This window comes from Spirosoma pulveris (assembly GCF_054781875.1).
Genome location: NZ_BAAGTO010000017.1, coordinates 35,635 through 50,436 on the forward strand (window position 1 = coordinate 35,635; position 14,802 = coordinate 50,436).

18 protein-coding genes are annotated in these 14,802 nt (G+C 49.5%); 2 read left to right on the forward strand and 16 right to left on the reverse strand.

Annotated elements, in window-relative coordinates; genetic code table 11:
* Positions 1-16: 16 nt before the first annotated feature.
* Positions 17-598 carry an SPOR domain-containing protein gene (locus ACYVJM_RS29450; RefSeq protein ID WP_461151711.1) on the forward strand — a complete coding sequence of 194 codons (582 nt, stop codon included), beginning with the start codon at positions 17-19 and terminating at the stop codon, positions 596-598.
* An 81-nt stretch (positions 599-679) separates the two neighbouring features.
* A complete protein-coding gene (gmd, locus tag ACYVJM_RS29455; protein WP_461151712.1) occupies positions 680-1,792 on the forward strand; it encodes a GDP-mannose 4,6-dehydratase in 1,113 nt (370 codons plus the stop codon).
* 152 nt (positions 1,793-1,944) lie between these two features.
* Here gmd and ACYVJM_RS29460 read toward each other — a convergent pair whose 3' ends face one another.
* The 16 genes from ACYVJM_RS29460 to ACYVJM_RS29535 all read right to left on the reverse strand — a co-directional run bounded on the left by ACYVJM_RS29460 (position 1,945) and on the right by ACYVJM_RS29535 (position 14,743).
* Entirely contained in the window at positions 1,945-3,465 is a 1,521-nt protein-coding gene (locus ACYVJM_RS29460; protein WP_461151713.1) for a Do family serine endopeptidase, read from the reverse strand.
* Between the two features lie 209 nt (positions 3,466-3,674).
* Complete coding sequence (locus ACYVJM_RS29465) at positions 3,675-4,121, reverse strand: Hsp20/alpha crystallin family protein (protein WP_461151714.1); 447 nt, start codon at positions 4,119-4,121, stop codon at positions 3,675-3,677.
* A gap of 231 nt (positions 4,122-4,352) precedes the next feature.
* Positions 4,353-5,114: a ribonuclease III gene (gene rnc / locus ACYVJM_RS29470; RefSeq protein WP_461151715.1), complete on the reverse strand. Its 762-nt coding sequence runs from the start codon at positions 5,112-5,114 to the stop codon at positions 4,353-4,355.
* A gap of 3 nt (positions 5,115-5,117) precedes the next feature.
* Positions 5,118-6,368 carry a beta-ketoacyl-ACP synthase II gene (fabF, locus tag ACYVJM_RS29475; protein ID WP_012929622.1) on the reverse strand — a complete coding sequence of 417 codons (1,251 nt, stop codon included), beginning with the start codon at positions 6,366-6,368 and terminating at the stop codon, positions 5,118-5,120.
* Positions 6,369-6,515: 147 nt separating this feature from the next.
* On the reverse strand, positions 6,516-6,755 hold the full coding sequence (locus tag ACYVJM_RS29480) for an acyl carrier protein (protein WP_012929621.1): 240 nt from the start codon (positions 6,753-6,755) through the stop codon (positions 6,516-6,518).
* 155 nt (positions 6,756-6,910) lie between these two features.
* The gene (locus ACYVJM_RS29485; protein ID WP_461151716.1) at positions 6,911-7,759 is read right to left on the reverse strand and encodes a TIGR01459 family HAD-type hydrolase; all 849 of its coding nucleotides are present in this window, start codon (positions 7,757-7,759) and stop codon (positions 6,911-6,913) included.
* A gap of 116 nt (positions 7,760-7,875) precedes the next feature.
* Entirely contained in the window at positions 7,876-8,562 is a 687-nt protein-coding gene (locus ACYVJM_RS29490; RefSeq protein ID WP_461151717.1) for an SCO family protein, read from the reverse strand.
* On the reverse strand, positions 8,531-9,148 hold the full coding sequence (locus ACYVJM_RS29495) for a toxin-antitoxin system YwqK family antitoxin (RefSeq protein ID WP_461151718.1): 618 nt from the start codon (positions 9,146-9,148) through the stop codon (positions 8,531-8,533). The genes ACYVJM_RS29490 and ACYVJM_RS29495 overlap by 32 nt, the downstream gene beginning before the upstream one ends.
* A complete protein-coding gene (locus ACYVJM_RS29500) occupies positions 9,105-9,908 on the reverse strand; it encodes a YHYH protein (RefSeq protein WP_461151743.1) in 804 nt (267 codons plus the stop codon). The genes ACYVJM_RS29495 and ACYVJM_RS29500 overlap by 44 nt, the downstream gene beginning before the upstream one ends.
* A gap of 110 nt (positions 9,909-10,018) precedes the next feature.
* Positions 10,019-10,555 carry a Spy/CpxP family protein refolding chaperone gene (locus ACYVJM_RS29505; RefSeq protein ID WP_461151719.1) on the reverse strand — a complete coding sequence of 179 codons (537 nt, stop codon included), beginning with the start codon at positions 10,553-10,555 and terminating at the stop codon, positions 10,019-10,021.
* Positions 10,534-10,857, reverse strand: a complete 324-nt coding sequence (locus tag ACYVJM_RS29510; RefSeq protein WP_461151720.1) for a hypothetical protein — start codon at positions 10,855-10,857, stop codon at positions 10,534-10,536. Before ACYVJM_RS29510 ends, ACYVJM_RS29505 begins: the two co-directional genes overlap by 22 nt.
* Positions 10,858-10,906: 49 nt before the next feature.
* Positions 10,907-11,500 carry an RNA polymerase sigma factor gene (locus ACYVJM_RS29515; protein WP_461151721.1) on the reverse strand — a complete coding sequence of 198 codons (594 nt, stop codon included), beginning with the start codon at positions 11,498-11,500 and terminating at the stop codon, positions 10,907-10,909.
* A 23-nt stretch (positions 11,501-11,523) separates the two neighbouring features.
* Positions 11,524-12,564, reverse strand: a complete 1,041-nt coding sequence (locus tag ACYVJM_RS29520; protein ID WP_461151722.1) for an aminoglycoside phosphotransferase/kinase family protein — start codon at positions 12,562-12,564, stop codon at positions 11,524-11,526.
* A 99-nt stretch (positions 12,565-12,663) separates the two neighbouring features.
* Positions 12,664-14,037: a glutamine synthetase family protein gene (locus ACYVJM_RS29525; protein WP_461151723.1), complete on the reverse strand. Its 1,374-nt coding sequence runs from the start codon at positions 14,035-14,037 to the stop codon at positions 12,664-12,666.
* A 33-nt stretch (positions 14,038-14,070) separates the two neighbouring features.
* On the reverse strand, positions 14,071-14,595 hold the full coding sequence (locus ACYVJM_RS29530; protein WP_461151724.1) for a DUF6169 family protein: 525 nt from the start codon (positions 14,593-14,595) through the stop codon (positions 14,071-14,073).
* On the reverse strand, positions 14,561-14,743 hold the full coding sequence (locus tag ACYVJM_RS29535) for a hypothetical protein (protein ID WP_461151725.1): 183 nt from the start codon (positions 14,741-14,743) through the stop codon (positions 14,561-14,563). Before ACYVJM_RS29535 ends, ACYVJM_RS29530 begins: the two co-directional genes overlap by 35 nt.
* Between the last annotated feature and the right edge of the window lie 59 nt (positions 14,744-14,802).

The following is a 14,802-nucleotide window of genomic DNA, read 5'->3' on the forward strand; positions in this document are numbered from 1 at the left end:
GTACAAAAGACTAGTTATGAAGAGTAAACTTGGCGGTATACTTATTTTGGTTTCGCTGATGATGGTGGGGTGTGCCAGCAACCGCTCCGTTACATCGGGTCGCTCTACGGTTGATTACAATAGTTACAACGAAGATTTATCGTCAGTACGACCTGTTTACCGGTCTGCTCCGATATCTTCCGGTAATGTAACTACGCCAGCACCATCTACTACACCAGGCCCTGTTGTCCGAAAACCGGAAAACCGCAAACCCATGGCTCCTATTGAGGCCATGCATATTAATCGACGACTCGATATGGTACTGGACACCATTGCTGCGCAAAATCGGTCGATACGTTATGCTCCCGGCTTTCGTATTCAGGTATATGTCGGTACACAGCGCCAGGAAGTTGATGCCATGCGACAGCTCCTTACGCAGAACTTTCCCGAATTGAGCCCTTATCTAAGCTACAATCAGCCAACCTATCGACTGAAGGTCGGCGACTTCATGCGCCGTATGGATGCCGAACGTTACTACACATTAGTGAAGCGGATGATCGACTCTGCTCAGCTTCAACCGGACAAAGTTGACATCCGGCGGAGCCTGTCGATAAAATAAGCAACACACTTTTAGCAACATAGCCTATCTTTGGCAGTATAATGGAAATCTAGGAATTGGCCACGCCAGTTATCGAATGCTATGAAAAAAGCGTTAATTACCGGAATTACCGGACAAGATGGGGCTTATTTGGCCGAATTACTGTTAGCAAAAGGCTACGAAGTGCACGGAATCAAACGCCGTAGCTCACTTTTCAACACGCAGCGGATTGATCACATGTACGAAGATCCGCATGAGAAAAACATCCATTTTAAGCTTCACTACGGCGATCTTTCCGATTCGACGAATATTATTCGAATTATCCAGGAAATTCAGCCCGACGAAATTTATAATCTCGGTGCTATGTCGCACGTGCGTGTTAGTTTCGATGAGCCGGAATATACGGCTCAAGTAGATGGTATTGGTACACTGCGTATTCTGGAAGCCGTCCGGCTGCTTGGCCTGACCGAAAAGACGCGCATCTATCAGGCATCAACATCCGAGCTTTACGGTGGCGTTCAGGGCCATGCCCAGTCGGAAACGACCCCTTTCTACCCACGTTCTCCCTACGCTGTAGCCAAACTTTATGGCTACTGGATTACGGTCAATTACCGGGAAGCGTACAACATGTATGCCTGCAATGGTATCCTGTTCAACCACGAATCACCGTTACGGGGCGAAACGTTCGTAACGCGTAAGATTACGCGCGCTGTTTCCAGAATTGGACTGGGCCTTCAGGATAAAGTGTATCTGGGTAACCTCGATTCCCTGCGCGATTGGGGCCATGCCAAAGACTATGTAGAAGCGATGTACCTGATTCTTCAGCAGGAAAAACCGGAGGATTTTGTCATTGCCACCGGTGTAACAACCAGCGTTCGGGATTTTGTGCGCATGTCGTTCGCCGAAATTGGTGTGGAGTTGGAATTTACGGGCGAAGGTGTTGCCGAAGTAGGTACCGTTGTGAGTTCGACAAATGCGGATTTCCCCGTTGAAGTTGGTAAGGCCGTTGTTTGTATCGACCCACGCTATTTCCGCCCAACCGAAGTAGACCTACTCCTGGGTGATCCAACCAAAGCGATGACCAAACTGAACTGGAAACCCAAATACGACCTTCCAGCTCTGGTGAAAGACATGATGAGCGCTGATATCGACCTGTTCCGCCGTGACCAGCTCCTCGCCAATAGCGGCCATCAGGTTCTGAATTACTTCGAATAGTAGCTGGTAAGTCAGCCTGTTTATAAAAAATCGTTTGTGCGGTCGGGTTTTCAAACCCGACCGTTTTTTTGTTCACTGGTACATAAAAAAAGCGTCGGGTTTGAAAACCCGACGCCACAAAAGGACTTTTTATTTTAAAAGCTTACCGACTATTAGACTGGCACTGCGTAGTAGTACATCCGCGAACTGTTGGGGTACATACCAATCAGCATTAAGCCTTCACCTTCTTTTACCGTCGACATGATGGCTTGCAGGTCTTTTGTCGTTTTAACGTTCTTGCCGTTTGCTTTCACGATAATGAAGCCTTCCTCAACATCGGTCTCGGCTAACTTACCATCGGTGATTTTTTTAACCCGAACTCCACCGGTAACACCAAGTTGTTTCGCTTCTTGAGCCGATAGCTCTTCAAAGCTGGCACCCAGTGTGTTCAAGGATGTGTTAGCAGCTGTAACGTCCGATTTCTTGATCACATCCCGGCCACCGTTGCGGTTGCGAAGTTCGACTTTGAAGTCGCGTTCGGCACCATCCCGGTTAACGGTAACGTTTACCACATCACCCGGACGACGACGACCAATGATCTCACGCATCTGCGCGTCCGAGTCAAGCGTCTGGCCTTCCATTTTCACGATAACGTCGCCTTTTTTCAGACCTGCTGCTTCGGCAGCGCCTTTCTCAACAACGCTCTCAACGTAAATACCACGGCCAATTTTTGCCCCTTTCTCTTTGGCTACCGTGCTGTTCAACTCGATTGGCAGAATACCGATATAACCGCGTTGTACGTTACCATATTTGAGCAGGTCGGCAGATACTTTCTTCACGAGCGATACCGGTACTGCGAAACCATAGCCGCTGTAATAACCCGTTGCCGAAGCAATAGCGGAGTTGATACCAACTAATTCGCCACGCAGGTTAACCAGCGCACCACCCGAGTTACCAGGGTTGATGGCAGCATCTGTCTGGATGAAGGCTTCTACAGGCGAATCCGGCTTTGCATCCGTTTTGCTGATATTCTGGTCGAGGATACCAATCCGGCGGCCTTTAGCGCTCACGATACCGGCCGTAACGGTCGATTCCAGATCGAGCGGGTAACCAACGGCCAGTACCCATTCGCCTAATTTCAGCGCGTCAGAATCGCCCAGCGTAATAGCCGGCAGATTGTTGGCTTCTACTTTAATAACGGCAAGGTCAGTCAGTGGGTCGGTACCAATTACTTTCGCTTTAAAGCTGCGTTTGTCGGTCATGATCACCTCAACCTCATCGGCATCCTGCACCACGTGGTTGTTGGTTACGATATAACCGTCTTTGCTGATGATCACGCCCGAGCCAGATGCCTGACCCTGCTGACGGCGAGGCTGCCGCTGACCACCGCCAAATTCATCACCGAAGAAATCCCGGAAAATGTCGGGAACCTGTTGCTGACGTACAGTACGGGTCATGGTTGTGCGAATGTGTACAACCATTGGCGTTACGGCTTCGGCAGCCGTAGAGAAGTCTCCCGGTGCAGCGTTCGGTCCACCGGGCATTGATGCCAGACGACCCGTAATTTGCTGAATGGGCGACGCTTCGTTAAAAATTACATCCCGGTTGTTGAATCCCAACAGGTTGTAAGCGGCCAGCGTTATTGCACTCGACAGGAGTGCCATCAACGCTAATAATTTCCAGTTGCTTTTCATAGTTAATGGGAAAATCTAAGTACTCTCTTTTTGTGTTAAGGCCAGATATTGTCTGCTGGTAGTATAACGGAAAGAAGCGTCCGAAAAATCCGGGTATTGTGCGTCCTTAACAAAATTTAACAGCAGTTTGTTAAGGCGCTTTTTGATTGACGAAAAGCCCGTGGGCTGTGTACTCACGGGCTTCTCCGATAGGTGTTCAATTACCTGAATCAACCACCAATTTCAATCTGCCGGGGTGGTTTCACTTTCGCTTCCTCCCGTTTGGGAATGTCGATTTTCAAGACACCATCCGTGTAAGAGGCCTGAATGTTATCGGCATCTACCGACGTAGGCAGTGTAAACGTCCGCTGGAAGGATGAATAGCTAAATTCCCGGCGCGTATACCGTTCGTTATTTTTATCCTGCTCTCCTTTCTGAGTTTCCTGAGAACCTGTGATCGTCAGGTTATTGTGGTTCAGATTGAGCTTGAAGTCTTCTTTCTTAAGACCCGGTGCGGCTACTTCGATCCGGAATCCATCCTGGTGCTCGACCACATTTACGGCTGGAACGTTAGCCACACCGGCACCATTCGTATTAAATAAGTCGTTCATGTCGCGGCCGAAAAAGTTCTCGATCAATGAGGGTAAGTGGTTGTTCGTGCGCATTAACGGATTCATGACTAATTGAGATTTTAAGTTTAGAATTAGTTAACAGGTTCTATCTGGTATTTTTCAAACTTTATGCCATAGGCTAAAGCGCGCGGATTTCGGCAAGTTTGTCATTGGGAAAGTAAGGAAAAGGGCGCAATTGTGCCAGAATGACGGATAAAGGTTATAAAAAAAAGCCACTCTGTCAGAGTGGCTTTTTCGTTATAAGGCCATAAGTAGCTTAAGCTTGTTGAAACGACTTCACTTGTTGGCGAGCATTTCGAAGGCTTTTTCGGCTGCGGACTGCTCCGCTTTTTTCTTGCTGTAACCGCTCCCCGTTGCAAACGGCTCATCGTCAATGACGACCTGTGAAATGAACTCCCGGAAGTGGCTGTTGCCTTTTTCGGAAACGATCTCAAAGCGAATTTCCTTGCCTTCTCGCTGCGCCCACTCAATTAAGCGGCTCTTGTAGTTGCCATTATTCTGAACAACGGACTCAATATCATAATGGGCCAACAGATCTTTGAGGATAAATTGACGTGAAAATCGAAATCCTTTATCCAGGTATACGGCACCTACCAGTGCTTCGAGCGCATCGCCGTACATGGATGTTCGGGCGGGTAAACTGCGGGTTCGGCTGCCGTCATACTCAATAAGCTGGTCGAGACCAATTTTACGGGCAATCCCGTTCAGGGTTTCCCGGTTGACAATTCGGGAGCGGATTTCGGTTAAAAAACCTTCGTCTTTGTAGGGGTACTTCTTGAACAGAAACTCGGCAATAACCATACCCAGTACGGCATCGCCCAGATACTCCAGCCGTTCGTTCGATTCCCGAAACCCCTCAATAGCCGTCGCTTTTGACGCCGACGTGTGGCGTAAGGCCAACTGATACAGGCCAAGATTGGACGGGCGTGCGCCTATGATATGCGCAATGGATCGGCGCAGATTTTTGCGCGGATCAGCGCTGCCACGCTTGAACCAGTCGAGAGGATTGAATAAACTACGGGGCAGAGCGATTTGCACGACTCAGCTAAGTTTACGGAAGATAACGATGGCGTTGTGGCCGCCAAATCCAAACGCGTTACTCATCACAGTTGTCATCGAGCGCTCCTGTGCGGTGTTGAACGTTAGGTTGAAGCGGGGATCAATTTCGTCGTCGTCGGTGAAGTGATTAATCGTAGGCGGAACAAGCTGATGTTCCAGTGCTTTAATACACGCGATAGCTTCAACGGCTCCGGCGGCTCCCAGTAAATGCCCGGTCATCGACTTCGTTGAACTAATGTTCAATTTAAACGAATGTTCACCAAATAACTGATGAATGGCTTTTAACTCCTGAGGGTCTCCAATTGGCGTTGAGGTGCCGTGCGTGTTAATGTAATCGATTTCCGTCGGGTCAATTCCCGCATCGGCCAGCGCATCCTGCATTCCCAGAAAAGCGCCCAGGCCATCGGGGTGGGGGGCCGTAATGTGATAGGCATCAGACGACATACCCCCGCCAATTAACTCAGCATATATTTTAGCCCCACGAGACTGGGCATGCTCATATTCTTCAAGAATGAGCGAGCCAGCTCCTTCGCCCAGTACAAAACCATCCCGATCCTTATCGTAAGGACGTGAGGCCGTCTGGGGCGAATCGTTACGCTCAGATAGCGCCCGGTTGGCGTTAAATCCGCCGATACCGGCCCGGGTAACGGCCGCTTCTGAACCACCTACCACACACATATTGAGTCTGCCCAACCGAATGTAGTTGAACGCATCAATAATGGCATTGTTTGTCGAGGCACAAGCCGAGACAGTTACGTAGTTCGTTCCCCGAAAGCCATACCGCATCGAAATCTGGCCCGATGCACTGTCTGCAATCATACGGACAATAAAGAACGGGTTGATTCGGGGAGTACCATCGCCCTTGGCATAGTCGATCATCTCATCCTCAAATGATTTGAGACCACCAATGCCGGACCCCCAGATAACGCCAACCTTATTTTTGTCGATAGTGTCAAGATTTAATCCTGAATCACGCACGGCTTCATCGGTGGCAATGAGCGCGTAATGGGTAAACGCGTCCATTTTACGGGCTTCCTGCCGGGGAATGAACTGGGTAACATCCACGCCTTTGAGTTCGCAGGCAAACTGCGTGCGAAATTTGCTGGCGTCAAACTTTGTAATGGGACCGGCCCCGCTTACACCGGCGGCTAAGCTGTTCCAGTAAGAGGCTACATCATTGCCGATCGGTGTTAAGGCACCGAGGCCGGTCACTACTACTCGCTTGATTGTCATACGGGTTTACTACGAAATGAAAAAAGAAAAACAACGCCGATACCGTATTTGTTGGCGTTGGCTTCAATACCCAGTACCAGTTCCAATTCGTTTAATTGGACAGGTACCGAGGTATTCGTTATGACGTTTGCTTACTCTGATTACGACTTATTTGCCGATGTTCTTCTCCAGGTATTCGATGGCCAGGCCAACCGTAGAGATTTTCTCAGCTTCGTCGTCAGGAATAGGCAGGTTGAATTCTTTTTCAAATTCCATGATCAGCTCAACTGTGTCGAGCGAATCGGCCCCTAAATCGTTGGTGAAGCTTGCCTCAGGCGTCACTTCTGATTCTTCAACGCCTAATTTTTCAACAATGATATTCTTTACTTTCTGTGCAATGTCCGACATTTTAGTAGTCTGTTCGAGTTAAAAAACTGCGCAAAGAAACGTATTTACCTTTGTATTATCAAACAATTTTTTAGCACATGAATCGTTCGTATATACTCTGTTGGTGAGGCTATCTGCTTCACAAAAAGCCTGTTAACTGGTAAATGAGGCCTAGTTTAGCGGATGATGACCGACTTGCAGATATAGGTAGGGATAATGCCGGTACTGCGAATTAATACCTCGGCATCCTGCGGCTGGGTGTTCCCGGTCAATACCAGAGCCGTATCCAGCCCAAATTTATTACCGCCCAATATATCCGTTCGCAGGGTGTCGCCTACCATCAGGATATCCCGTTTACTAATGGTATCGACATCCTTCAGTCGCTCGTAGGCAAACATAAACAGTTGAGCGTCAGGTTTGCCAAATCGGATAAATTGTTTTCCAACGATGGTTTCGATCATTTTAGCCACGGCTCCAATCGCAATGGCAATGCGGGTCTTCGATACGGGATACGTTGTATCGGTATTGGCCACAATGACCGGTATGTTTCGTTTTCTGAGCAGGTTGACTGTTTTTGTTAAGTCGGTATTCCAGTCGAAGCCTTCGTCATCCAGCAAAACGAGGGCGTTGATATCAGCCACATCTTTCAGGTCGACCTGGCTGATAGGCAGTGTTTTAAGACCTGTCGTTTCCAGGTAATGGGCCGATTTCTCGGTTCCTAAATACGCAACGGTGCCATTATGTACTTTCAGGTCCAGGTATTCGCGGGCGAGCATACCGGACGAAATAATGCGTTCGGGCTGTATGGCGTAAAAGCCCTGTTTGTAATAAGACTCGGCCAACTCGTGGGGACCGCGGGAGGCATCGTTGGTGAGTACATAAAACTCTTTGCCCGTTTCCCGAAGCCAGTCGAATGTATGTTCGATACCCGGCAATAACCCTTCCGAGTTTTTCAGTACGCCAAAGGCATCGAAGAAAATAACTTTGTATTTTTCTGCTACGGTCTTGAAATCAGTAGTCTGCATGAGGGCACACGAAAAAATGAATCGCAACGTCCGGCTCGTTCATCAGCCAATACGAATAAATTGGCGTTGCGGGCAATAGATTATTAGTAAAAGTACGACGCAGCCCGAATTTTTTATCAGATTTCCTGTAATAACGATTTAATGTCTGTAATCAGCTTGTCAATGTCCAGCGGTAGCGTCCCGTTGTAAACCCCCCGTATCCGTCGGTTCCGGTCGACCAGAATAATGTGCTCAGTATGTAAAAACTCAGTCGAGTCTTTGGTGAAACCTATGGCTTCTTCGGCAAAATAAGACCGTCGTGCCAGGCTATATATGTCATTCCGGCTGCCGGTCAGGAGGTGCCACTTATCGGCTATAACGCCTTTTTCAGCAGCGTATTTACGAAGCCTTGGCACCGAGTCGAGCCAGGGGGTAACACTAAAGGAAAGTAACGCAACGGCTGGCTCTTGCCGGAAGGTATCCTGCACTGCCCTGAGCAGGTTGGTCATTTTGGGGCAAATGGTAGGGCAGGAGGTAAAGAAGAAATTAGCCACGTAAATTTTGTTTGCCATGGTTTGCTGGGTGACAATCGTATTTGTCTGGTCACGCAAACTAAAGTTGGCAATGCGATGGGTAATCTGTTTATCTACATCTCCGGAGTTAGTAAGCCAGACGGGCGTAAAATCCGGCGTGTTGTAATACGGAACATCGTCGCTCGAAGGCGTTTGTGTACCATCCGCCGACTCCTGTTTGTAGCAAGCCAACACACTCACCACCAAAATGGTCAGTAGACTAATGTGAAATAGGGATCGAATCCCAGACATTGACGCAATTTTTAACCCCGGTAAATCCATAATTTCGGCCGTTGCGGGCTACATAATTTACTTTTAAACGACCATCGGCGTACCACATTCGTTGCCATCCGTTTTCATGGCCCTCGTGGTAATGGCCATCCTGCGCCGGTTTTCCGTTTGCGTACCACTCCTGCCGACGGCCTTCATACACATCGCTTTTAAACGTATAAATGAAAGCAGGCTTGCCCGACTGGTACCAGCCGCGCTGCTCACCTTCCTGCCAGCCTTTCTTATACCGGCGTATTGCCTGCAGCCGACGATTTGTATACCACTGCCGATGAAGACCTTCCGCTTTTCCCTGATCGTAAGCCCCCACAAAAGCGGTGTCGCCGGTGGGCCATAGCTGATAATACCAACCACTAAACAGGGTGTCGTGCCGCCACAGTTTACCCTCCCGCTTTTGCCATCCCGCCTGATTGGCCGAGACATACACGCCCGGAATGGTGCCGGTAACCGGTGCCGTTTGTCGACAATCGGCCAGCAGAAAGAGCAGAACGGCTATCGACCCGAACTTACTGCGTAACAGTTCCTGCTTTGCCATAGTATCCGCTGCCATTGAGGTAAGGGTCTTCGGCGGTGATGTGGTAGTGGTAGATGCCGTTTGGGTAATCGGCCGTTGCCGCCGTGTGTCCGTGGTACTTATCCAGATCCGCATTGGTGATGGTTTTGCCATTTTCCAGCGGGCCGTAGACCGGAAAACCATCCAGCAGAAAACCCAGGAGTGCATCTTTCCCTTTGTTTTTGGTCAGATAGGTTGGCTCAACGTGGTAATGGTATTGCCCCTGTTGCTGGGGGTGACCGTTGTATTGATCAAAGCCGTTGATTTCGTTTGTTAACACCGCCCGTTGTGCTGCGTATTGATTGAAAAAAGCAACGCCGTTGAGCGAAACGCCAATGGCCCCCAAAGGCGTTTCGACGTGGGCCGCATCGACTGCCGGACTCAGTGGGATTTTAAACGTCAGGTTAACTTCTGCAATTCGGTTTGGGTTAGTGGCGTATTTCGTGTTCGTTCCGTTATACGCTTCATACAGGGTACTTTCCCAGGCTGTTCCCTGATAATACGGGCTTTTATGGTCGGGGCGCCCTTTGGTCTTGATAACGATATTCGTGCCTTCTACATAAATCTCCGTAGCGCCGTAAATCTTTTTGTACACATCCGGCACGCCCGCCCCCACACTGGTGGCCGTTGAACTCGTCGTGCCGGTGGTCGTGGACGTAGTTGGCGAAACCGCGTCGTCACTCTTCTGACAGGCTATAAAAACGACAATTGACAATAAAAGAACCAGACTACCTGGTTTGGATGCGATTGACAGCATATTCATGTTGGTTGACGGTTTGTCGAGAAGTTGGTTGTACCAAACTGCAAGATGCTGTCTGGTACAACCTCGTCACTCAATACCGTTAGACGCTGTCTGCTTCGCAATTCCTACGGGCGGGGTGGTAAATCTTCAGGTGCTCCCGGTGGCGGTCCGCTCATACCAGGGCGTCGTGGGCGTTGCTGCCTGCCAAACAAGCGGGCTAATTCGCTAACCAGCCGGTTGAAATCTGCCAGTTGATCGGGACGGCAAAGGGATTTGATCTGGTTGAAGTGATCGAAATTCAATTGAGCTATCGCCCGTTGATTATCGGCGATTTGCTGACTCATGGAGTTGGCCTGTTGGACATCATAAGTCGGCGCTTCCAGTAATCCGTAATAAGTGCGGTAGAGCTGAGCCGTTTTCTGGTTTAGCGTACGCGTTTTTTCCTGGTGCGCCTGAACCAGTTGGCGATAGTGTGCCTGTTGATTAGCATCCAAATGAAGCCGCTCAATAATTACGGCTGCGGGGCCTTCTGCACCGGGCCTTCCCGGGGCCTGTTCCGGTTGGGGCGGGCCGTCTGGCTTAAGAAAAAGAAAGCCGATAGTCAGCAGATTGAGAAGAAGTAAGCCGACGACGGCAAGGGTTAGTAGTTTGGTCCGCTCCATGCGTCGTAAAGTTGAGTCGTTGCCGGGTAAAGCTGCATATCGGTGATCACCGTATTCAACGGGCTTGCCTCCTGGCTTGTTGCTGCTGATCGCTGCGTTGAGAGCTGCACATTAAGCCATGTTAACAACACAAAAGAGGCCGCGGTCAGCCACACCGTTCGGGCGGGTAGATAGACCGATTGCGGAGCAGAATGCAGGCGATCACGAATTTTAGCGAACAGAAACGGGCTCGGTTCGGTCCGCTGAAGGCTATTCACACTGTCCAGTATATCGTTTATCCATTTCTCTTGTTTTGGTTCCATAGCGCGTTAGACGACAAATGTGAGCGATTCCTACGGGTTAACGTACATGTCAACCATCTATTAACGATTTATAAACACCAGCTAATTGCTTTTTGAGATTATCGGTAGCTCGTTGTAGCAGCGACTCTACCGCGCCGACGCTGATGGTCATGACGGCCGCTGTTTCAATGTTGCTCATCCCTTCTATTTTGGTTAAGATATACGCGGTTTTCTGCTTCTCCGAAAGTGTATCGATGGCCTTGAACAGTAGGGTGGCCTGTTCTTTGTTTTCCAGCGTGATGCCGGGGTGCGAAAAATCAGTAGGCTGATGGAGCGTCTCGCCTGTTTTCGCATCAAATAAACTCGTCAGGAAGGCAAAGCGTTTCCGGCGTTTCTGGTGTTTGAGGAAGTCCAGCGATTTATTGACCGCAATGCGATAGAGCCAGGTTGTTCCGCTGGCGTCGCCTTTAAAACTTCCCGCCGACCGAAATAACTCGACATACACGTCCTGCGTAATTTCCTCGGCGTCTTCCCGGTTTCGGACATAGCCGAGCGCCAGGTGGAAAACCCGGATTTTCGTTCGTTCATACAGATGCCGGAAAGCGTCCTGATTGCCTTGCCGGACAGCCTCAATCAATACGACCAGGTCGTTTGTGTCGGTCACGTTTACGATGACCGCCGAAGCGGTTAAATACCCAGCGCCTTCAGGATTTTTTCCGCGTCGAAGGTGTCAATCGACGGGAAATAAATGTCATAAGCCTCCTGCTGGAGTTTGATAGCGTAGGTACGGTGGAAAAAATAACGACCGTATTTTATGACGTAGTTGAGTATGAAAAACCGATAAGCCTCGGGTAAGAAACGAATTTCGTTTTCTGTTAGTGGAAATATGCGGTGATATTCTTTTAAAAATAATAAAAAACGGTCTTCCATCAAGGGACCGATTACGTAGCTGAAGACCGTTCGGTCGCCGATGTTGGAAACGACCCTACTGAAAAAATAGAAATCCATGACCCGGTAACTAATTCGGAACCAGTCGTAATCCCAGCGCGAATAAAGCTCCAGTTCGTTGGTAACCGAAAAATTACCGATGTTCCAGTCCACAAAAACGGGCATGGTTTCGACGGTGCCCGCTACCAGTTTCTGGCGATTTGCCAGGAAGAGTTCGCACTGGCGTTTCAATTCGTCGATATGCATCCGGTGTTCAAACTGCCCGGTTTCTGTTTCCAGCAGATCGAGCAGATCCCACACATCGGAGCGTAGGGTTTTACTGGATTTGGGCAAAACGGGGCTAACCCGTGAACAGGCTTTATGAAAGCGGGCAATTTCCCGGCCAAGTGTGCGGATGTGGTGCTCCTCCAGTCGGCGGGGGAGCTTCAATTGAATTCGGATTGGATTATAAAACACCACCCAGGCGTCCAGAAAGCCGTCCCGGTGGCGGTACGTATATACCTGACCGTCGCGAACCAGCGACTTCGCCAGCACATTTTCGAAGGGGTAAAGCAGGTTATTCGCCAGGGCGTGGATGATCTGGTGATCTTCCAGAAATTGTTCGTACTTACCGAAATAAGAGAGTTTGGCAATAATATGGTCGCCGTCTTCGAAGGTAACTTTGAAGACGTGGTTAGTCGAGACGCGGGCACTTATATCCTGAATGGTATCAATCTGGACAGAACCGTCAAAGTTCGCCCAGGCTTTCTTTATAATTGAAGAGTAATCAACAAGACGCATTGTTTGTGTGTGTAGAGATGCAACCCTTTGCGTCTCCTTAACCGGATGGTTTTGGCTGACGCTTAGCTTAAAAGACGCAAAAGGTTGCGTCTCTACACGTTAAATAATTTCAAAATATCGTTTTAACTCCCAATCGCTCACCTGGCGAATGTACTGTCGCCATTCCCAGTCGCGGGTGCGGGTAAAATGGTCAACAAACTCAGCGCCAAACAGTTCAGCCGCCACCGGCGAATTGGCCATTGCGCGGGTTGCTTCGGCCAGATTTGAGGGTAAGATACCATTTCGTTTATCTGTATACCCGTTGCCAACCGAAGCCGGTATATCGAGCGTCAATTTATGACGAATGCCATACAGCCCCGATGCCAGCGCGGCCGATATAGCCAGATAGGGATTGGTATCCGCCCCCGACACCCGATGCTCTACGCGAGTGTACGCTTCTTTGTGATTCAGCACCCGCAACGCCGTAGTTCGGTTATCGACCGACCAGGTAACGGTGGTAGGCGCCCAGGCCCCTTCGACCAACCGCTTGTAGCTGTTGATGGTCGGGGCAAACATGGGTGTGATGTGTGGTAAGCAATATAACTGACCGGCTATGAACTGGCGCATCAGCTCGCTCATGTTATCGGGCTGGGTGGCGTCATAGAACAGGTTCTTTGTTTGGTCGGTGTCCCACAGGCTCTGGTGAATGTGCCCGCTGCAACCCGGCAGGTCGGCATTCCATTTCGCCATAAATGTAGCTACAATGCCATGGCGGTAGGCTATTTCCTTCACCCCGGTTTTGAACAGGGCGGCTTTGTCGGCGGCCCGGACTACCTCGTCGTGCATGATAGCGGCTTCGTACACGCCCGGTCCGGTTTCGGTATGCAGGCCTTCCAGCGGAATATCGAACTGGGCGAGCAAATCGAACAGATCGTGGTAGAAAGCGCTTTCGAGTGAGGGACGCAGGATGGAGTAACCAAACATGCCCGGCGTTAACGGCTCCAGATGCTGAAAACTCTTTTCCTGTAAGCTTTTTGGGGTTTCGCGAAAGTTGAACCACTCGAACTCCTGGGCGTATTCGGCATGAAAGCCCATGTCGGCGCACTGCCCCGCGATGCGTTTGAGCAGGCTGCGTGGGCAGGCCGCCAGCGCGTAATGATTCGGTTTTTTGTCTGCGCTGGGCGTGAAATCGGCCAGGAAAAACGGAATGTTATCTTCCCAGGGCAACTGCCGAAACGTGGCCAGATCGAGCCGAACGGGGGCGTCGGGGTAGCCGGACTGCCAGCCCGTTGTCAGGCCGTTGTCGTAGGGCGTATCCGACACATCCCACCCCCACACAACGTCGCAAAAACCGAAACCATCGGCCAGACCATCCAGAAATTTCTTGCGGTGAATGATTTTACCGCGCAGCACCCCGTCTATATCGGTAAATGCGTATTTGATTTTCGGGCTGTCGCTCTGTTGTATGAAGTCGATAATGTCTTGCTGATTCATGTGTGAATGGGTTGAGGAATACCTGCACTACAGTTATTGTTTATCAGGGTCATCATCCCAAAGAACTAATTGCTGGTATGCAACAATGATTTGTTGAAGAAGTGGATGTCTGGCCTGTACGATTAAAGAGGTATAAACGGGTTGTTCCTTATCCTCAAACTCCAGGTCAATTTTCATAAGGGTTGTTCCTCTGCCTTCGAAATAGCTATACCAAGAGTTAAACTTTCTGAATCGAACGGCTTGCCGACCATCCGATGAATCACAGATGTAAACGACAACAGCCCCTTCTCGTTTAAAAAAATCCCGGAAAATAGCCGCAATGGTTGGGGGCAAAAGTGGATCGGCAGGCGGGTTTATGGTCAGGATGTTTTCTTCGATGCGGATGATGAACTCATATACATCCCCATTGAAATCAGGATAATCAGGAAACAAATAGCCTGATGGCTGAAACATCACTTCGTAAGTAAGTCCCAGTCCATTGGCGAAATAATAGGAGTTAGTAGGGCCACCGCCAAACGTAAAGTCATGCTTTAATGACTGTTGTCCCTCGTTCTGCATTACGTTTTTTCAATTCGGCGATGGCGGCTTTTTGCCCTTCGGTAAGCTCCCGGGGCTTGCTCTCTTCGAGTTTCCGTTGTTCCATAATCCATCGAAATAAGGCGGCACCACCTTTCGGACGGGTATTGGAGTCGTGTGCTAATTCCATTTCAGTCTGTGATTAGTCAAAGGTACTTATTTCAGTGAAAAACAATAGATGGCTAAAAC